At 70.7% G+C, this 20,301-nt stretch carries 11 protein-coding genes; 6 read left to right on the forward strand and 5 right to left on the reverse strand.

What is annotated here, in order from left to right:
* Window positions 1-327 precede the first annotated feature (327 nt).
* From WMF34_RS39760 to WMF34_RS39770, 3 genes are all read right to left on the reverse strand, one after another.
* Window positions 328-990, reverse strand: a complete 663-nt coding sequence (locus WMF34_RS39760; protein WP_437994721.1) for a hypothetical protein — start codon at window positions 988-990, stop codon at window positions 328-330.
* Window positions 962-10,477, reverse strand: coding sequence for a papain fold toxin domain-containing protein (locus tag WMF34_RS39765; RefSeq protein ID WP_437991058.1), 9,516 nt, complete (start codon window positions 10,475-10,477; stop codon window positions 962-964). Before WMF34_RS39765 ends, WMF34_RS39760 begins: the two co-directional genes overlap by 29 nt.
* A 617-nt stretch (window positions 10,478-11,094) precedes the next feature.
* Entirely contained in the window at window positions 11,095-11,340 is a 246-nt protein-coding gene (locus WMF34_RS39770) for a hypothetical protein (protein ID WP_157907238.1), read from the reverse strand.
* A gap of 433 nt (window positions 11,341-11,773) precedes the next feature.
* On the opposite strand from WMF34_RS39770, the gene WMF34_RS39775 reads away from it, so the two are divergent.
* Window positions 11,774-12,796 carry a hypothetical protein gene (locus WMF34_RS39775; protein ID WP_437991059.1) on the forward strand — a complete coding sequence of 341 codons (1,023 nt, stop codon included), beginning with the start codon at window positions 11,774-11,776 and terminating at the stop codon, window positions 12,794-12,796.
* Between the two features lie 22 nt (window positions 12,797-12,818).
* Here the strand turns inward: WMF34_RS39775 and WMF34_RS39780 are convergent, their stop codons facing one another.
* A complete protein-coding gene (locus WMF34_RS39780) occupies window positions 12,819-14,204 on the reverse strand; it encodes a YecA family protein (protein ID WP_437991060.1) in 1,386 nt (461 codons plus the stop codon).
* A 235-nt stretch (window positions 14,205-14,439) separates the two neighbouring features.
* Between WMF34_RS39780 and pheA the strand changes: the two genes are divergently transcribed.
* Window positions 14,440-15,519 (forward strand): prephenate dehydratase, encoded by a 1,080-nt coding sequence (pheA, locus tag WMF34_RS39785; protein ID WP_437991061.1) that lies wholly within the window; start codon window positions 14,440-14,442, stop codon window positions 15,517-15,519.
* Between the two features lie 72 nt (window positions 15,520-15,591).
* On the opposite strand, the gene WMF34_RS39790 is transcribed toward pheA, so the two are convergent.
* Window positions 15,592-15,762: a hypothetical protein gene (locus WMF34_RS39790; RefSeq protein WP_437991062.1), complete on the reverse strand. Its 171-nt coding sequence runs from the start codon at window positions 15,760-15,762 to the stop codon at window positions 15,592-15,594.
* A gap of 71 nt (window positions 15,763-15,833) precedes the next feature.
* Here WMF34_RS39790 and WMF34_RS39795 point away from each other — a divergent pair, with 71 nt between their 5' ends.
* The 4 genes from WMF34_RS39795 to WMF34_RS39810 all read left to right on the forward strand — a co-directional run bounded on the left by WMF34_RS39795 (window position 15,834) and on the right by WMF34_RS39810 (window position 20,288).
* Window positions 15,834-17,177: a hypothetical protein gene (locus WMF34_RS39795; RefSeq protein ID WP_437991063.1), complete on the forward strand. Its 1,344-nt coding sequence runs from the start codon at window positions 15,834-15,836 to the stop codon at window positions 17,175-17,177.
* Window positions 17,178-17,252: 75 nt separating this feature from the next.
* Window positions 17,253-17,936, forward strand: coding sequence for an RNA polymerase sigma factor (locus WMF34_RS39800; RefSeq protein ID WP_012240442.1), 684 nt, complete (start codon window positions 17,253-17,255; stop codon window positions 17,934-17,936).
* Window positions 17,933-19,108: a tetratricopeptide repeat protein gene (locus WMF34_RS39805; RefSeq protein WP_437991064.1), complete on the forward strand. Its 1,176-nt coding sequence runs from the start codon at window positions 17,933-17,935 to the stop codon at window positions 19,106-19,108. The genes WMF34_RS39800 and WMF34_RS39805 overlap by 4 nt, the downstream gene beginning before the upstream one ends.
* Before the next feature lie 199 nt (window positions 19,109-19,307).
* A complete protein-coding gene (locus WMF34_RS39810; protein WP_437991065.1) occupies window positions 19,308-20,288 on the forward strand; it encodes a hypothetical protein in 981 nt (326 codons plus the stop codon).
* Window positions 20,289-20,301 lie beyond the last annotated feature (13 nt).

The raw sequence follows: 20,301 nt of genomic DNA on the forward strand, positions 1-20,301 counted from the left end.
CCCGTCATCGTCGCCTTGGGGTCCAGCCCCTCGATCGGCCGCGTCCGCGACAGAACATCGTGCCCAAAGTGCTTGCTCCGATGCATCTCCACGGCCGTGAACGTCGTGTCCGGCTCCCTGCTGGCTTGCCCAGCTTCGGCACGGCCTCGACCGTGGCGGCACTGGCGGAGGGAGCGGCGCCACGCGCCGCTAGGATAAGGGTATGATGGTTCGAGCGGACATGGGAAGGCGTCGACATGGGTCGCGTCCATTCTCCGCCCTCGCTACACAGATTTCGAGAGGAAAGCGGTCTCACGCGTCATGGGCACAGGGCCTTGCGGCATGGGCTCATTCCGCTCCTGGCACGGACTTCCTGAACTCTTCCCATAGCGCAACAAAGGCTCGAAGCCCGCTGAGGTCAGCTCCCTCGAACACACGGATCATCGCGTACCAGGAAGCGCCCGACTGCGCGTAACGCTCAGCTAACCATTGTTCAAAGGCATCGAAGCGTTCTCGTTCCTGCAGAGCCGCAGTCGGGTCGACCTCATCCAGTCCTGCGAGGAAGCCTTTCCAGAAGTTCGCGCACCAATCAACGGTAGGCTCAGCGAACACCATTCCCGTTCGCCCACTCACGATAGGGTCGCGCACAAGCTCCATAAACCCGAGCTGCGTATTCGCCGGCCGACTACCCGCCAACGCCGGCTCTGCAGCAAGCATTGAGCCCAGAGCTTCTAGCACGCGTCGGAGGGCACGTTCGGTGTTCCGATCGCTCAGATACGCTCGAGTACATGCGTCTGCCTGATCGGCCCCTTCGAATCGCCGTGTCAGCTCGCGAAGAACAGGAGCGCAATTTTCGTTCACCATACGATACCCAAACAGAAAGGCTCCAAGGGCCAGCACGCACGCCTCGGTGAGGTACTCCCCCGGATCCCTTCGAATCGCGTCAATCACATTCACAAGTCCCATCACTTCTCCCTCCGAGTCAAAACCCAACAGCTTTGATTGCCACACCACCGATCGCGTGCAGCGAGTCTACGTAGGTCTGATATGGAACGCCTCCGGGAAAGAAGTTATCGAAAACGATGTCCCCGACGCGGACGGCCTCGTGGTAGCCGTTCCGGGTGATGCTGGTCGTGCCCGACTTGACGAGATCGCTAGCAATGAACTCGCCAGCCTTGGCACGAATTTGCAGTACCTGCCCCGGAATTCCTCGAGCTTTCAAGGCATTAGCCATCGCACTCGCGCACTGCACGCATTGTAAAGGCTTGAACAGGCTCCCGGAGACCGTCCCAATTGCCTGGCGCGCTGCGGCGTAAATGTCTGAGTTGTTGTGCACGAGCACACCACGCTCGCCCACGAAGTACGTGTGAAACTGCTCCACCTCGAAGTTGTAGACGGTGACACTCTCACCGGTCTCGCTGACGGTCACTACCCGCGACCACGTCCCCGAACGCTGAAGTACGCGATCGCGGCTAGTGAGCTGCCGTGCGCCTACCCAACCTCGCTGTGTCCAGAACGGGTGCTCGACTGTCGAGCGGATGCTCTCTGCCTGGCCGTCATCGTCTTCAAGTACGACTTCGACCACGGGTTGATCGGGCGTTACGAAAGTGCGCACGACCCGTCGTAGTGCTATCTCGCCAGTGACCTCGTCCTGGGCCCACACAACGTCTCCTGGCCGAACCTTCTCGATAGGCCTGAGCCCGTCTTCGGTCTGTACAGGTGTCCCGGCCGCGAAGCACAAACCGCCGGCTCCCCTTGCTGCCAGAGCTTCCGCTTTCGCTAAGGTCTGCCGCGTGGCCAATTTGGTGAGCGCCCTACTTCCTGCTTTCCAAAGTACTTTGATTCCGCCGCCAGCGCCCACGAGGTCAATCGGATCGACCAGCGAGGTCTCTATGGGCACATCTGCCCTGCTGATCTGTTCCGCGTGCGCCCTCGCAACCTGAGATCGGCTTATATCGTTCAGCTGAGCGATCGTAGGGCTCATGCTCATGCATCCGCCGGAGGTGCATTCGGTAGCGGCTGGATCGACACTCTGCGCCTCGGAGTCCAACGCTCCCGCATACGACTCGCAACCGCCACCGGCGCATGTCTCACTCATCCCGGTCGGGTCAACGAACCTCAGGGGATTGTTACGCGTGTACGTGTACAGCCCCAGGTGAATCGGCTCGTACACCCCACCGTTCGGCGCCCCTCGCATGTACTGGTCGAGGATCGGATCCGGGCTCATCCACACCCCGAGCCGTGGCTCATAGCTCCGCGCCCCGTAGTGGTAGAGCCCCGTCGACAGGTCGAGCTCCTTCCCGGTGAACAGGTACGGCTGCCTGTTCTGGTATCGCGAGTCCGTCTGATCCGCCCACAGCTCCCCGCTCGGCAGGTACTCCACGTGCTGGCTCAGCGCCTGGTCCTGGTCGGTGACGTACTGCGTGCTCCCGAGGTGGTCCGGGTGGTAGTACAAGACCGGCGGCCTCTGGTAGTAGTCCGCGTCGATCTTGCTCGCGATCCGCGTCTCCCCCGCGAACAGGTGCTTCGTCGCGATCACCCCGTTGCGCACCACGAGGTGCTGATCGACGTACGCCGTCTCCTCCTCCCCGGCGACCCGGTGCAGGTGGACCCGCCGCTCGCCCGCCCCGTCGTACAGCGCCCGCGACATCTCCTGCCCGTTCTCGCTCACCGACACCAGCCGGTTGTCCTCGTCCCAGCTCAGCGTGCGCTGCAGGTTGCCCCGGTACTTCCACTGCTTGTGGTTGCCGTTCGCGTCGTAGAACAGCTCCCTCAGCCGCGGCTGCGACTCCGCCGGCACGTACTCGTCCACCTGGTTCGCTGCGTGTGGCCTCGGCCCGGTGTAACGGTAGTCGTTCCGGTACGTCCTCTCCCGGATCGGATACTGCATCTGCCAGTTGTCCGGCCCGACCCGCCCGTACCGGGCGACCTCCTGCCGCTTCGCCGTCGCGTTCCCGAGGACGTCGTAGTCGACGCCCAGCGTGTACCGCTGCTGCTCGTTTCCCCGCTCCTGGTAGATCCCCGACGCCTCCGTCAGCTGGTTCAGGTCGTCGTACGCGAACCGCTGCTGCGTCCGCGCCACCATGACGGCCCCGCCCAGCGACTCGTCGAACGGCACCTCGTTGTTCAGCTCCCGGATGTTGCCGACGAGGTCGTACCGGTAGCGCAGCCGCTGGAACGGCCTCGGCGCCCGCCCCATCGATCGCATCTGCGCGCTCTGGTGGTCCGCGTCGACCTCCGTCATCCGCCGCGTCGACTCGTCGTACCGGTACTTCGTCTCGATCCCGTTGCCCGCCACGACGCGCGCCCGCTGCCCGAACTCGTCGTACCCGATGTGCCTCAGGTACTCCGTCGTCCTCGGCTCGCTCGGGTGCTGCGGATTGACCCGCTGGTTCTCCCCGACCACCGACACCACCGCGCCGCCTCGGTCGTACCCGTAGCGCACGATCTCCTCGCCCGAGCCGGGGAAGTGGAGCTCCTGCATCCGTCCCAGCGCGTCGAACACGTACTTCATCGTCGCCTGGTACGGCCCCCTATGCGGCTCCCGCAGCCGCGGGAACTCCGAGGTCAGCTCCGCCGTGTTGCCGAACCGATCGTAACGGAAGCTCCGTTTGCCCGCCGCGCTCGTCTCCTCCACCAGCCGCGCCGCTCGGTTGCCTTGCTCATCCCCGGCGTCGTCCGGCTCGCCGTACGTGTAGAGCACGTCCTGCGTCACCGGAGTGTCGATCTTCCGCAGCCGGTTGAAGTCGTACTCGTACCGGATCAGCTGCCCCTGCGCCGCGAGCTCCGCCGTCTGCTTCGCCCGAAGGTTGCCGACCAGATCGTAGCGCCACTCCGTGCGGCCCGCGTCGGGGCTCACCAGCGTCACCATCCGGCCCACCGAGTCGTACGTCGCCGTTGTCGCGTTGTTCCGCGCGTCCGTCACCCGCACGAGCTCCCCGAGGGGGCTGTGCTGGTAACGCGTCACGATCCGCGTCTCCACCCCCTGGATCCGGTTGAACTCCTCCACCGCCGCGATCCGCCCACCCACGTCCCGGTACGTGTTCCGCATCTTCGCGTTGGCGTCGATCACCATCTCCTGAAAGAGCAGCCGTCCTTCCAGCGCCACCAGGTCGTGCTCGATCGCCGTCCGCGCGTAACCGTCCAGCGCGCTCGTGTCCGGCATGGCGACCTCCCGCACACGCGAGACCGCGTCGTAACGCGTGAGCGTCGGCCGCAGCAGCGCCAGGCTCACGAACGCCGTGTCCGGCTCCGCGCTGAAGCCCGGCTGCCCCTGCTCCACCACGCGGCCGAGCGCGTCGAACGCCACCGCCCCGCTGACCGTCATCCCGACCTCGATGCCCGTGCCCGTGTCCCGCTCGTGGTCCTTCTTGGTCTGCAGCACGCGCCCCAGCCCATCCGCGAACGTCATCGTCACGATCGGATCGCCCGGGTGCTCCACGTCCTTGTGGCTCGTCTTCGCCCACGCCGGCAGCGCGGCGGTCTGGTCGGGCTGGAGCGCGTACTCGAACCCGATCGTCGGCTCGCCCTCGCCCACGAGCGCTTCCGGATCGTACACCGTCGTTGGCGTGCACCCGACCGGCCCGGCGTCCTCGCCGTCCTCCGCCAGGTCGCTCGGCCCCCAGACCTCGGTGAGCCGCCCGAAGTCGTCCACGCGGTGCACCATCGTGTGCCCGTTGACATCGGTCTCCTGCGCCACCGTGCCATACAGCAGATTCGGCACGCTGTTCGAACGGTACCCGAAGCTATCGCTCGCGCACGTGCGGTAGCTGTGCGTCACCTCATCATAGCTGTACGTCAGCTTGTAATTGTTCGGGTCGGTCGATGTCTCGAGGTTGCCGAAATCGTCGAACACATAGCTCCACGTGGCCTCCGCGTTCGCGTAAGTCGTCCCATCCGCCCGTTTGCCGCCGGAGATGACGTTCGTGACCGTCCGCAGCGCGCCCGTCCCCGGCCAGTACGTCGCCGTTCGCCGGCGCAGCACGCGACCCTGCTCATCGGTCGTCTCGACGAGCTCCGGCTTCACGATGTAAGCCGAGCCAGGCTCCGTGTACTCCACCCGCTGATGCACGTTGTCGTCCGGCGTATCGGCCTCGCCGTCGGCGTGCAGCGCGATCAGGTTGCCGAGCTCGTCGAAGACCCTTGTCTCGCGCGTGCTCTTGTGCGGCGCGCTCGGGTCGTCGGTCGTCCCCTCGTAGAACGCGCTCCTCCTCTCCGTCTCCCTGGGGAAGAACCAGCCCATCCCGGGCTCCAGCCCCTGGGGCGGCGGCGCGTAGTCGACCTCGTTCACCGTATAGAGCAGCCCGTCGCCGTCGCGCAGCGTCGAGCGCGCGACCAACCCGCGGCGGTAGACGTCGTGGTTCAGATGCTCGACGTCCTCGCTCGACATCGCCGTGACGCCATCCTCGCCGAGCGCCGTCGTCGTCACGAGCCCGTACCCGAGCTCGACCCGCTCCTCCCGGTCGTAGACCCCATCCGCGTGCGTCGCGAAGCTCGTCCGGTACGCATGCACCCCGTACACCCCCGGCGCTCCCTCCACGCCGTCGTGCACCGTCACCTCGCTCAGCACCCACTGGCTCGACGGCATGTCGACCTGAGGTGCCCTATCCATCTCCCCGAGCGCCCCTTCGCTCGGCACGACCAGGTTGCCCTCGCGCCGGTAGTCCAGCTCGATGCCCCCGCCGAGCGGCCGGCTCACCCGCCGCAAGAGGTTCGTCTTGCCGAGCGCGTTCACCCGCGCGTACACCGTCGCGTCGCCGTCCCGCTTGAGCACGTGATCTTGAAGCCCATCGCCGTCGATGTCCTCGAACGCGAGGTGCGATGAGCCGGCGCCTTCCGAGTAGAACACCGACCCGCCGACGCACACGAAGTAGCAGACATCGACCTTGAAGCTGCCCTCGTAGCTCTCCGACCTGCGGAAGCTCACCGCGTCGCCCCCGCCCATGAACGCGTACTCCGGCGGATCGATCGACACGCCCCACGCCCCCGCGGGCCAGGACTCCTCCGGCGCGAACCGGCTCCCGAGGTTGAGCTGCACCCGGAACCACGGCTCTTCCGGGTCCTTCATCACCTTGTCCGGCAGCCCGTCGCCGTTCACGTCCGCGAAGTCCACCACCGTCCGCGCCGTCGTGTACGTGTACCCCGCGCCGGCGGCGGCCACCGTCGCGTCCATGCCGACGCCGACGCTGTTCGCGCCCGTGTCCTCCAGCCGCACCGCATCCACCCCGGCCGCGTCCGTGAACTCACTCAAGATGTCGCCGAGCGTCTCGCGCAGCGTCCCCGCGTTGAAGTCGCTCTTCTCGAAGCGCGCCCGCTCCAGCGGCGCCGGCCCCGCGAACCGATGCCCCAGGTTGAACGCCACCTTCATCACCCCGCTCTCGGGATCCTGCGTCACCTGGTCCACCAGACCGTCGCCGTTGACGTCCACCAGATCCACGTGCGTGGCAGACAGGCCATAGCTCGTCCCAAGGCGGAATTGCGTGTGCAGGTACCCCTCGAAGCGCCCCTCGCTCGTGGTCTTGGAGATCGTCTGGATCTCGCTGTCGACAGTGACCGATGCGCTCCCTTCCAGCCGGATCGCACGGTGCTCGATCCGCCGCAGCGCCTCCGGCAGCGACCAGCTGTCCCGCGGCCCGAACCCTCGCCCCGTATTGAGCACCGCGCCCTCGCGCGTCACGCTGTCGGGCAATCGATCGCCGTTGATGTCGATGAGGTCCAGGTCCGACGTGGTGCTGCCGAAGCTGTAGCCCGCCCCCAGTGGCCCGAGGTTGGCGCTGATCTCCGCGTTCCACGTCTCCGCGCTGCGCAGCCGGCCGAGCTGACCGTCTCCCCGCCTCACCTTGCCCACGATCGACGGTTTGACCGAACTGCCCCCGACGAACGCCTCCGACGCGGCCGCGCCCCACACCGGCGCGCTCCCCTGTGGCAGCGGCACCGCGAGCGTGAAGCCGCGCTCCGGGTGGAGCGTCGGAAAGGCGATGTCCGCCTCCGAGAACGCGCGATCTCCATCGAGGAAGCCGACCGACCAGCCATGGAACCCGCCGGCCATCGGGTCCTCTGACCCGGCGCTCGCCGCCGCCTCGGGCGCGAAGACGCCGAGCGACACCGGCTCCCCGTCGATCGTCGCGTTCAGCGCGGCGCCCGTGGGCGGCACCTGCGCGAAGGCCGTGACGAAGATCGGCTCGCCGGCCTGGACCTCCAGGTCGATGTCCACGGGGAATGCCGTCCCGGCAGCGCTCGGCGCGGAATACGCCTGCTTGAAGAGCAGCCGATGCACGCCCTGAACGACCAGGGTCAACGGCTGAGTGAATGTATAGGTCCCCGGCACGAGCAGCAATCCCTCGAGCCGCGCCGTCCCCGTGCTCGGCGCGATCCACGGCCGCGGGCGCGTCGCATGCGACCACCTCGCGACAGGCATCGACACATGCGCCCGCTGCTCGATGAGCGCGAGCGGCAGCGGCCCGTCCCCGGGTCCATCGTTGTGCAGCGTGCAGCCGGTACGGCCATTCGGCTGCGCGCTGCACTGCACTTGCCCGCGCCGCGGCGCGCCCGTCGCCCGGTCCACGCGTGTGTACTCCTCGTAGCGAACCACCGGGCTCCATGCGATGCGCGCCGGGTCATCGGGCAGCTCCGCCTTCACCCGGAACCGGAGGCGATCGCCCGCGAGCACCGGGATCGCCTCGGGAAGCAGCGCGCCCAGCCCGAGCCCGCCGGCGCCCGCGCCGACGTGCTGCGGCGCCAGGATCGACTCCGCCGCGGCGCTGCCGCGCTCCCGCACGATCTCCACCCACAGCTCATCGCTCGTCGCCCACTTCGTGAGGTCGCCCGTGATCCGGACGCTGCCGTCGGCCGGCGCCACCCACGGCACGTCTGGGCGCCCCGCGAGCCGGTGGTCGTGGCTGTACTCGAAGCGGTGGATCGGCGCCCCGTCCGGCCCCGCCTGCGCGAGCTGCGCCTCGCTCACGTCGTAGGTGATCGACGGGCTCCACGAGATCAGGTCAGCCGCCGTGTCCACGCGCCGCTCGGGGTCGATCGCCGGCGCCGCGCTCACCCGGAAGTAGATCCGGTCGCCCGCGGCCACATGTGTCGTGAGGACATCGCCGCCGCACCGATGCGCGCCAAGGAGGCACGGAGTCAGCTCGTCCCCGTCGAGCACATCGTCGAAGAGCGGCTCTTCCTCTCCGCTCCGCACGATCTGCACCCGCACCCCATCGCCGCCCGCCTCCTGCTTCTGCAGCGCTCCGCCGATGCGGATGTCTCCCTCGAACGGCGCGATCCAGCGCAGCAGCGGATCGGCCGGATGCAGGTCCTTGCGCGCCGCCTGGGCCAGGTCGGGACGGCCGGACGGCGCGCCGCTCGTGTCGAGCGCGCCCCACGGCTGCTTGCTCCCGAAGCGGCCTCGCCGGTCGTTGAGCGCGGCGTAGACGCCCCCGAGCGGGCCGCCCGACACCAGATCGGGGTAGCCGTCGCCGTTGATGTCCGTGACGATCTGCTCGTCCTCCGTGCTGCTCCGCGTGTACCCCACCGAGCCGCTCAGCGCCGCGACGTTCAGCCCCGCATAGACGCTCCATCCCGAGCGGTCCGTCAGGCCGAGATCCCTGTCGAACAAGCCCAGCGCGCTCGCCGCCGTCACATGGTTCCCGGACGCCGCGCGAAGCAGGTTGAGCCCGACATCGCCGCTGTCCTCCAGGAAGTCGGGCATCCCATCGCCGTTGAGGTCGAACACGCTCTTGCGCACCGTCTCGTCGCCGAAGAAGCCGCCCCCGCCGACCGAGATCGAGAACATGCCGATGCCGAGCCCCACCGACGCGCTGCCGCCCGCGGTCGAGTCCTCCGTGCGCGACAGGCCGCTTCTCGCCTTGGCCTGTCCCCATACCTCGGCCGCCTGCGCGAACGCCGCCACCTCGCCGGACGCGGTGCGAGGCGCCGTGAAGTACTCGAACGTATGCCGGTACAGCTCCTCGCCGACCGTCACCTGCCCGCCCGCCTGCCGCGCGCCTCGCCCGTGGAACGCGATGGCCTGCAGCAGGCGCTTGCCGAAATCGCCGTCGATGTAATGGAGCGCGTAGCTGCGGACCACGACGTCGCCGAACCGCACGTCCACACGCGAGAGCTGCTTTTCGGTCTGCTCGAGAAAGCCGGGCCTGCCGCTGAGCATGACGTCGGGCCGCCCGCCCTCGGACACGAAGTCCACGGCATGGGCCGCTTCGACCCCTCGTGACGCGTTCGCCGTGTACTCGATGCGCTCGGGGTGCACCTCGATGCGCGGCGGCGGACCGGGCTCGATCTCCCGATCGTAGCGGACCCGCATCTGGTTGCCGAACGTGTCGCGCACCTCGTCGAGGTACCAGCGGAACACGTTGCGCGGCTGGCCCGGTGCCGGCTCGGGATCGTCGAGCCGCGCGTTCGCGTCGCGGCCATAGACAGCCGTTGTCCCGTCCTTGTCCGTCACCTCCCAGAAGTAGCTGGCCGCCCCGGTGCCGTGCCGCACGATGCGGTCGAACCGCCCTTCCACCCGCCGCCGGAACAGGCACGGGTCGCCGCAGGCGCCGCCTTCGACTTGCACGAGCTCGCTCCCGTCGAGCAGGTAGCGCGGCGCCTCACCCGCCGCGTACGCCGGCACCCCGAAGCGCGTGTCGATCTCGATGCTCGACAGCCTCAGATCCCACCCCACGCCGAGCCAACCGTTGCGGTGCTCGCTGTCGTACGCGATCGCGAGCGCCGGCTCGATCCCGTTGCGCCCCGGCGGCACCTCGATCGCATGACTCAGCCGCGCAGCGCCGCTGGAGCTCGCCTCCGGCGGCGCGACCACCGTCACCGCGGCGAACGGGCTCCCCAGCGCGAGCCCCTTGATGCTGTTCGGATCGAAGCTGCGCGCTCCCGGCGCGTCCGGCATCGCCAGCGTCGCATTGACGAAGTCGGTGAAGTGGTCGGTCAGGCTCGCCAGCTTGCCCTGTGCGGCGTCGCCGTCCCGTGCGACGCGCTCCCACTTGCCCAGCGCCTCGTCGAAGTAGAAGCCCGTCACGTGCTGCGCGGTCATCCCCGGGGGAATCGCATGCTCGTCATAAGGCAACGTCAGCCGCACCGGCTTCTTGAACTTGAGCCCGTGCGGCCCGAACCGGTACGCCCTCGCCCCGGGCGTGACGTTGACCATCGCGCGCCCCATCGGACGGACCTCGCCCTGGTCGAGCGGGCGAATCGTGATCCGCACCGGCTCGTCCACCGCGCCCTGAGGGATCTCCAGCACGGCCCCCTCGAACGCCACCACCTGCGCCTTGTCGGGCAGCACCATCTCGCCGAACGGCGCCCCCACGTCCTCGACCGGCGGCGCATCGACCCGAGGCCCCAGGGACAGCCCCCGGACACCGTCGCTCGGCAACCGGAAGGGAATCGAGGAGAGCGCTACCCCGCCGCCTGGCGGCGACAGCGGCATGAGCCGCGGCTCCGGAGGACCTGCCAGCGCCAGGCCTTCATGCCCCCGCCCGAGCAGCAGCACCACCGCACAGAACAAAGCAAGACGGCACAACCAGCCCGCGTGTCGCATTCGAGACACTCCCGACGCAAGGTCTGTTGAATTCGCGGCCACCTATGTCCCGCATGACCCGCCGTGTCAACACCACCTCGATTACAATCGATTACAGCGGGCCGCCCTCTCCTCGCCTCGCCGGCCGCAAAGCCCCTCGATCCGACCAGCGACGAGGCGCTCCTCGCGCTGGACTCGGCCTACGCCTCCGCCCCCGACATGTCCGCGAGCGTCGCGGAGCGCGAGCTCACCTCGCTGGCGCGCCTCGCGCACGCGCAGCAATCACGCATGGCGAGGATCGGTATCACCTCCGACAGGGTGGATCTCCTCGCGCGCTTCGCGCGGCGCCTCGGCGCCCTCGAGAAGGGGTGGCAGAAGGCGCGCGGCGCCGTGACGCTCACGTCCGCGCAGCGCAAGCTCCGCGACGAGGCCGAGGCGCTCGACGCGAAGCCCGTGGCCGGCGGCCGCTCGGGCCGCCGCGACGCCGCCGCCCAGGAGGTGCGCTCGTTCAGTGATTTCCGCCGCAGGAGAGATGATGATGGCGTCGACGAGGTGACCGGCGCGCCTCGGGTGCGGAACCGCGCCCTCGGACCTCAGCATGCGAATCGGCGCAGCAGCGTTCCGGCGCCGGGTCGCGCGGAGTGCCATCGACAACTCTCCCCTGTTCGCAGCCTTTGCACGGTTACGCTGAGCCAGGAGATCCGCACGCTCTGCGCGACGCCTTCGCGAGCCAGGTTGCCGAGACGGCGCTCGCGCTGCTCGACCCCGATCGCATCGAGGCGATCGGCGAGGACATGGGCATCGTCCTCCAGCACCGCACCCACCACGCCGGGTTGCACCTCCGCCTCTGCGCCGCGGCGAGGCCCTCGATCCGACGATCCCCGGGCGGCGGCGCGCACACGCTCCGATGCGCCCAGAAGCGGTCCCACCGCCGAATGGGACGCAGATCTCCCGCTCCCTCGACGGGTCACCCGCCGCTCCAGGCGCAGATCTGTAATCCAACCAGCGCCACCCCCGCCGAGCGGCCGACAGATCTGTAACAGATATTACGCTCCACCCGTCGCCTCGCGCTCGGGGCGCGGCAGGCGGCAGACCCCTTCGGTCCGGCAGCATCGCGGCAGCCGCGCGCAGCCGGGCAGCACGGTCTCGGCGGCGCTTGCCCTCCGAACGACCGGGCGAATTGAACAGGATGCTGGTTTCATGGCAGCGTCCGCTCGGCGAGTCGCCCCACGCGATCCGCTGGGCGAGTCGCCTCCACGTGAAGGGAGACCCATGGGCGGGAACAAGGAAAAAAAGGCGAGCAAGACCGACAAGGCAAGCAAGGCCGACAGGGCGAACAAGGCCGGCAAGGTGAGCAAGACCGGCAAGAAGGACGCGCGGCGCCTGCGCAAAGGCAAGCCCAGCGACGCCGATCCGGCTTCGCTCATCGCGGCGGCGCGGCGGGGCGCGTTCGTCGACGAGATGCCCGAGCGCGCCTTCGCGCACTTCCGGCCGCTCGCGGAGCAGGTGCCGACAGCGGACCTGCCGATCTTCACGGGCCAGCCGCTCCTCATGCGCGCGAACGTGAAGATCGCGCTCGCCGCCGTCGAGCCGCACCTGCCCGCGGCGGTCAGCGCGCTGCGTGAGCCCAGGCTGAAGGACGTCTTCGAGCTGCCCTCCCTGGTCATGGCGCTCGACTTCGCCACGGCGCGGGTGCCTGTCGCGAAGCTCAGCGCGGGCGAGATCGAGAAGATGCTCGCAGAAGGCGCCCCGTGGCGCGAGCTGATGCTGACCTTCCTCGAGGTCGCGTCGCACCCGCTGCTCGGCCTCCTGCCGCGCGAGCGCGTCGCCGCGGTGCGCGCGGGCTCGGGCAAGCTCGACAAGGCACGCGATTTCGTCGCCCTTCCAGGGCTCTTCGCCGAGTTCTCCAGCGCGCTCGAGGGGAAGCACCCGTTCCCGGCCGACAAGCTCGATCTGCTCGCCACCCTCGGCGGCGCGCTCGTGCAGCAGGTGCGACCCGGCAACGCCGCGGCGACGGTGGCGAAGCGTACCCCCGAGTCGATCCTGCGCGACCAGCTCGCGTCGCTCGTCGCCGACCGCTACGACCAGCTCCAGGTGCTCGCGGCCGTCGCGCTCGGCAAGCGCAAGGCGGACGAGCTCCTCCCCGCGCTCCGTTCGGCGGTCTCGTTCGGCTCCACGGAAACCGCCGATGCACCAGAGTCCCCGCCAGCAAGCGGAACGGCGGAGAGGCCAGGGGCAAACGGAACGGCGGAGAGGCCAGGGGCAAACGGAACGGCGGAGAGGCCAGAGGGGTGACACCCGTCCGGGCTGGGGCCGCTCACGCGCTCTTCCCGCAGCACCGCTTGTACTTCTCGCCGCTCCCGCACGGACACGGGCCCTTGCGGGACGGCCCTTCCCGCCGGGGCGCCTTCGCCTTCGGGTGGTAGTGCTCGCGCAGCGGCGCGAGCAGCTGAATCGTGGCCTCCGGCGTCCAGCGGGTATGGACGACACGGATGAGCTCGCGCGGAAGATAGAGCTGCTCCGGCTCGGCGCGCACCGCCCACGGGACGAAGAGCATCGTCAACGCCATCACCTCCGCGTCGTCAACGAACGACTGCCGGGTGTTCACCGCGAGGGTCATCGCGAGCGCCTCGGGCACGTCCTCCTCGCGCTCGAAGCGCAGCGGGTCGCCCGCGGCGAGCCGGCGGGTGAGCGCGACGGCCATGTGCGACCCGAGCTCCCGCTGCACGGCGGCCGCCGACTCGGGCTCGTCGAACACCACGTCGGCGGTGGTCCGGAAGAGGGTGAGGAGCGACTCGTGGAAATGGGCCCCGGAGAGATCCCGCGGCGCCGACAGCACCTTTCGCACCTCGGCGCGGAGCCTGGCGTGGCCCACGCCGAGCGCGATGAGGCTCCCGACGCTGGTCACGAGCCGGAGCGGCGACGCGGCCTCGTCGAACGCCGTCTTGCAGGCGCGGAGCTGCGCCTTGCCGATCTTTGCGACGCCGCGGAAGCCGCGCAGGGCGAGGGCGACGCTCCCCTGGCGCGAGGCCCCCCACGCGAGGCAGCTGGTCGAGAGATCCAGCTCCTCCGGGAGCGACTCGATGAGCGCGCGACCGTCCATGAACGCGAGGGCCGCGAGGTGCCCGACGGCCCAGAACAGGTCCCAGTACCGCCGGAGCACGGGCGTCAGCGTTCGCTTCGGGTGCTCGATGCGGAGGAGCGCGCCGCGCAGCTCGTCGAGCTCGGTCACCGAGCCGAAGAAGGCGCGCAGGAACTCGAAGCCGAAGAGCGGCCGGAACGCCGAGATGCCCACGAACTCTTCGCGCGACAGGTCCGGGCCGGCGTGGAAGATGCGGTCGAGGAGCTGCGCAGTGTGCCCCCTCGGCCCGGCGAGCGCGTTCGCCGCGGCCATGCGCGCGCGCAGATCCGCGACCTTCGCGGTGAGCCCGTCGAGCTGCCCGCGGGTGATGACCGGGAGGTCGCCCGTGCGCATCCCGGCGCCGAGGCAGGTCACGAAGCGACCCTCGCGCGTGACGACGAGGAACGGCCCGCGCTCGGGATCGTCGAGCGCGATCGCGACCCGCTCGGCGCCGTCGGGGAGCTTGACGCAGCCGAGGAGGTACTGGACGAGGCCGTGATCGCGGTAGAGCGTGAGCGCGAGCTCGACGTGAGGGAGCGAGACGCGATCGAGCCTGGACAGGAAGTGATGTTGATGCCCCACGTTGCGGGCGGATTCTAGCTTGTTCCTCTGCCCCCTCACCGGCTCTCTCTCACCCATCCGCTCCACGCGTCGAGCCCGCACGGGTGCCGCTTCGCCCCTGACGTGCGCCTCCGTCGCGCGCGTTCCGCGCCGCACGCGCGTTCCGCGCCGCATTCCCTGCGCCGAGGCGAGCCTTGCGCTGCGGCGCACCCTGCGCTTTGATGCCCGCCCTTCCCCATCCGAGGTGGAACGAACCATGGCGACCCTGGGCGACCTTCGCGAGCGCATCGACAGCATCGACGACCGGATCCTCGATCTCCTCGCCGAGCGGGCCGAGGTGGCCGTCGAGGTCGCGCACGCGAAGCGCGCCGCGAACGCCACGCAGTTTCACGACCCGGAGCGGGAGCGGCGCGTGCTCACCCGCCTGCAGGCGAAGGGCGCGGGGCGCTTCCCGCGCGACGCCATCCGGGTCGTCTTCCGGGAGGTGATGAGCGCCTGCCTGTCGCTGGAGGAGCCCATGAAGGTGGCCTTTCCGGGGACGGAGGGCGCCTTCGCGGAGGTCGCGGCGCGGCACCTGTTCGGGCTGGCCGCGCGCTACCGCGAGACGGGCACCATCGAGGGCGTCTTCGACGCCGTGCGCGCGGGCGAGGCGGCCTGCGGCGTCGTCCCCGTCGAGAGCTCGACCGACGGCTCGGTGACCCTGACGGCGGACGCCCTGATCGAGAGCGACCTCCAGATCCGGCAGGAGCTCGTGCTCGACGTCGCCTATTGCCTGTTCAGCAAGGCGGAGGGGCTGAGCGGCGTCGCGCGCGTCCACGGGCACCCGCACGCGCTCTCGCAGTGCCGCCTCTGGCTCGCGAAGCACCTCCCCGGCGCGCAGATCGTCCAGACCGTCTCCGCGGCCGCGGCGGCGCACGAGGCCCTCGGCGACCCCGCCGCGGCGGCGATCGGCAGCCGCGGGGCGGGCGAGCTCTACGGGCTTCCGCTCCTGCGGGAGCGCATCCACGACCGCGCCGAGAACGCAACCCGCTTCATCGTCATCGCCCCGGCCGACGCGCCCGCCACCGGCGCGGACAAGACCTCGATCGTCTTCTCCGTGCAGGAGGAGCCCGGCGCGCTCCGCCGGGTCCTCGCCATCTTCGACGATGCGGGCATCAACCTGACCCGGATCGAGTCGAGGCCGAGCCGGCAGAAGCACTGGGACTACGTCTTTCTGGTCGATCTGGAGGGCCACCGGAGCGATCCGCGCGTCGCCGACGCGATCGAGCGGCTCCGCGCGCGCTGCGAGATGGTGAAGGTGCTCGGGAGCTACCCGCGGTCGACCGGCGCGCGCTGAGGCGCGGAGGCGGACATCCCGCCGGGCCCGGCCCGGGGCAGAGGCGTTAACGAAGCCTCGCGCCGCGTTCTCCTACAGCCGAACGTTTACGTGGTCGTGGTCGTGGTCGTGCGCGTGGTCGTGCGCGTGCACGTGCACGTGCACGACCACGACCACGACCACGACCACGACCACGCGCACGCGCACGTGCACGACCACGAGCACGACCACGTAAACGTAAACGTCCACGTAAACGTTGGTCATCGATGGGTGGGAACGCCTATGCCCGACGGGGGATGGTGCCCCGCGGGGAACGATGATAATTTTCCGCGCCCGTGCCGGCTGCGTCGCTCGCGCTCGCCCTCCGCGCTGCCCGAACGGCCGCGAGCGCGGTCGCCGGCACCCTGCTGGCCGCCGTCGCCCTGCCCGCCGCGGCGGGCGAGCCTCGCGGCGCCGGCGAGCCGTTGCTCGTCCTCGCCGCCTTCCCGGGCGCCGGCGGCATCGACAAGCGCGCCCTCGACCTCGTCGTCGCCCATATCCGCCCCGTCGGCGTCCGCCTTCAGATCGTCCGCCCCGGCACTCCGAGGCCCGTGCTGCAGACGCTCCTCCCCGAAGCCAACGCGCTCGCCGACACGTGGGACGCGCGGGGAGTTCTCTGGATCGACGCCGGGGCGAGCGACGAGCTCGCCTTGTACGTGGTCGAGCGCAACGGCGAACAGATCTACGGCCGCCGCATCCCGGTCTTGCCCGGGCAGACCGCCACCGCCCTCGAGTCGCTCGCCAACATCGCCGGCGCGGTCGCCGAAGAGCTCCGCGAGGGCCACGTCGCCGGCCTGGCCGAGGTGAAGGTCGCCCCTGTCGCGCCGGCTCCAGCGGCTCCGCCCGAGCCCTACGGTGCCCCCGCGCTCGCCGCGTCCCCCGCGGCGCCCGCGGCCACCACGCCCGCGGACGCCGCGCCGGACCTGCAGCCGCCCGCGGGCCCACCGTCGCCATCCACGGGCGCCCGCCGCGAAGCGAGCCCGCTGCCCACGTTCGGCGTCCTCGCCGGCTACTCCGGCGCGAGCTTCAGCAGCGCCGCGCCCTGGCAGAGCGCCGCCGCGCTGCGCGCCTCCTGGGCGCCGGTGGACTACGCCGTCCTCGGCCTGGGGTACGAGCTCATCCCCTCGACCTCCCTCGGCAACGAGCAGTCCACGTTCGAGCTCTCGCGCCACCCGGTGATCACGACCGGCCAGGTCCGCCTCAGGCTCCCCCTCGGCCTCGACCTGCAGCTCGGCGCGCGCGCAACCGTCGATATCGTCGAGCGCGTCCCCGAGGAAGGCACGACCCAGCAGGCGCTCCGGGAGCCACCCCCGTTCCCGCCTCCTCCCGGTCATGTCCCGCCACCGCCGCCCCCGTGGCGGTGGCCACGGATGTTTCCCCAGCAACTGCCGCCGCCGGAGGCCCGCACCGACGTGCTCGTGAGCGTCGCGCCGGTCGCGGAGCTCGGGGTCCCGCTCACCGGGTGGCTCCGCCTCAAGACGACGCTGGGTGTGGACGTGCTCCTGACGGAGCCTGACGCCACCGTACACCCGGCCCTCGCGCTTTCAGCCAATCCGGTGCGGATCCTCGCCGGCGTCGGGCTGGAGCTCGGCCTCGACCTGACGGCCCCGCCAGCCCCCGCGGGCATGGTCAGGAAATGACCACCCGCGCCGCATGACCCGACACGAAAGGAAAATTGACCCGCTTCGGGCCGTGCGACGCACCAGGTCGAAGCGATGGACGCTGAGCACGCGCGAGCTCTCTCCAGGAGCCTCGGCCCCCTGCCCGAGCCGCTCCTGGCCAGCGCCATGACGCGCCCCGTCCCCGCCCCGCCGCCTGCCCCGTCGGCCGCCGTGTCCTCGCCGTCTGACCTCGAACGGATGCGCCACGCCGGCGCGGGTGACCCGGAGGCCCAGGCCTGGCTCATGACGCACGTGATCTCGCGGGTCCGCCGGATCGCGCGGACGTTCCTCCGCAGCGCGGCCGACGCCGACGACGCCGCGCAGCTCGCCCTGCTCGCGATCCTCGAGAGCGCGTCGAGCTACCGCGGCGACGCCGCCGTCGAGGCCTGGGCCAGGCGCGTCGCCGTCCGGACGATCCTCCGGTACGCAAGGCAGCAGCGCAGGGAAGGCGCGCCCGTGGCCCCGGAGAGCGCGATCGACGAGGAGATCGCCCAGGCGCCATACCAACCCCCGTTCGAGGCCCTCCCGCGCGAGGCGCGCGCGTACCTCGACGAGCTGCCGGAGGCGCAGCGCCATGTGATCCTCCTGCACCACGCGCTCGATTACTCCATCGAGGAGATCGCCGGAATGACCGAGGTCAGCGCCGATACGGTGAAGAGCCGGCTGCGCCTCGGGATCGGCGCGCTCCGCAAGCAGGTGCGACAGGACCTCGCCGTCGGCCGGAAGAGAGCATCATGACAGGGACGCAGAAGTCCGAGATCGATCTGGACCTCCTGCCCGCGATCCTCGCCGCGGAGGCGCGCGGCGAGCCGATCCGCCCCGAGGACGCGGAGCTCCTCCGCCGCGCCGAGCAGGACGACCCCGAGCTCCGCGGCGAGGCGCCGCTCTGGGCCGCCATCGGCCGGCTCGGCGACGCGCGCGGCGACGGCCGCGAGCTCAGCGACGCCGCCATGCTGCAGCAGGTGCTCGCGCGCGCCCGCCTCGGGCCCGGGGGCGCCCGCGTCGAGCCCCGCGCCGCTCGCCTCGACCCGAGGGGCGCCCGCGTCGAGGCCGCGCCCGAGAGCACGGCGCGGCTGCGCGCTGCGCCTCGGCCGATGCTGCGGCGCGGGATCGCCGGGTCGCTCGCGGGCGTCGCCGTCGCGGCGACGCTCCTGGCCGCGCTCGCGGCGGAGCTGTTCGACGGGCCCGCGCAGGCGCCCCCGCCGGCGCCGAGCGAGACGCTCGATCCGAGCGGCGCGCGGCGCACGGTCCTGAGCCTCCCCACGCTCTCGGTTCCGGAAGCGCCTCCGCCAGGCGCCGGCGCGCCCACCGGCGCGCCCTCGCCCGGCGCCGGTGAGCCCTCGCCCGGCGCCGGCGCGCCCTCGCCCGGCGCCGGCGCGCCCAGCGACGAGCCGCCGCCCGGCGCGAGCCCGCCCGCCGCCGAGCCCTCGCCCGGCGCCGGCGCGCGCACCGGCGAGCCCGCGACCGCCAGCGCCGTCGGGGCCCGGGATCGCGCGCAGCAGCCGCCCAGGCCGCGGGCGGAGGAGCCCGCGGCGGGCCCGCAAGCGCTGCTCCTGCGCGCGCAGACCCAGCTCGGCCAGGGGAAGAGCGCCGAGGCGAACGCCTCCTACCGCGCCCTGCTCGCGCAGTACCCGGCGAGCCCCGAGGCGCGGGCGGCCCTCGTGTCGCTCGGGCAGATCGCGCTCCACCAGGGCAAGGCGGCGGAGGCGCTCGGCTATTTCGATCGCTACCTCGCCGGCGCCGGCGGCCCCCTCGCCGCCGAGGCCCGGGTCGGCCGGGTGCAGAGCCTGCGCCGGCTCGGACGGGCGGCCGACGAGCGCGCGGCCATCGCCGATTTCCTCGCGCGTCACGGCGAGAGCGTCCACGCGCCGCGGCTGCGCGCGCGCCTGTCCGAGCTCGGCGGCGGCTGAGCACAGGGGCCTGACGCCGGATCGCCGGCGTCCGCGCGGTGGGGCTTCTTCGGCGTCCGCGCGGCGGGGCTTCTTCAAAAAAGATTGACCCCTGTTCCCGCCGCGTCGCCACCTGGCCATCGACATGTCGCAAAACCTTTGCCGAACTGAAAAATTCCTCTCACGAGGCGGATGGCGCGCCGGCATCCTTGGCGGGGTCGTGGCCCTCGTGACGCTCGCCTGCTCGAGCTCCGATGGTGGCAACGACGCGTCGGGCTCGGGGGGCTCGGCCGGCGGCTCCGGCGGCTCCGGCGGCTCCACAGGGTCTGGCGAGCCGACCGGCGATCCCACGAAGCTCGTCGGCGCCTTCCAGGTGCGCTCGTTGCCTGGTGCCGAGCCGGGGACGGGCACCACGTCGGTGATCGGGAAGATCTACGACGGCCCCACGCCCTCGCAGATCGTCTGGGAGGTGAAGTCCGAGGAGGGGGGCTGTCAGCTCCTCACGCCGCGCGTCCCGTTCTGCAACGAGCCCTGCGGTGGCAGCGCCGTCTGCGTGGAGGACGACACGTGCCAGCCCTACCCGGCCGCGCACAGCGCCGGCAACGTGACGGTGACCGGCTTGAACCTCGAGTCGGGCGAGGCGTCCCTCGTCATGAGCCCCACGGCGAACAACTACCAGCCTCCCGCCGGCGTGAAGCTCCTCTACCCGCCCGTCGACGAGGGCGAGGCGCTCAGCTTCGAGGCGAGCGGCGATTTCTTCAGCGCCTTCAAGGTGGAGGCCAAGGGCGTGGGCCCCCTCGCTCTCCTGAACGAGACGATCGAGCTCAAGCCCGATCAGCCCCTGCAGCTCACGTGGACCCCGCCGGCGCAGGCCAACGTCGCCAAGATCCACGTGAAGCTCGACATCAGCCATCACGGGGGCACGAAGGGGATGATCGAGTGCAACGTCGAGGACACCGGCTCGCTCGAGCTCTCGGCGTCGTTCGTCAAGCAGCTCCTCGACCTCGGCGTCGCGGGCTTCCCGACGATCATCGTCACGCGCAAGTCCGTGGGCTCCACGACGATCCCGCCCGGCCGAGTCGATCTGGTCGTCTCGTCCCAGATCGAGCAGGCGGTGGTGATCGCGGGCATCACGTCGTGCAACGACGACTCGCAGTGCCCCGAGGGCCAGACCTGCCAGAGCGATCTCACCTGCAAGTGAGCCTCGCCGATCC

This window comes from Sorangium sp. So ce145, from assembly GCF_051525985.1.
GTDB lineage: Bacteria > Myxococcota_A > Polyangia > Polyangiales > Polyangiaceae > Sorangium > Sorangium cellulosum_B.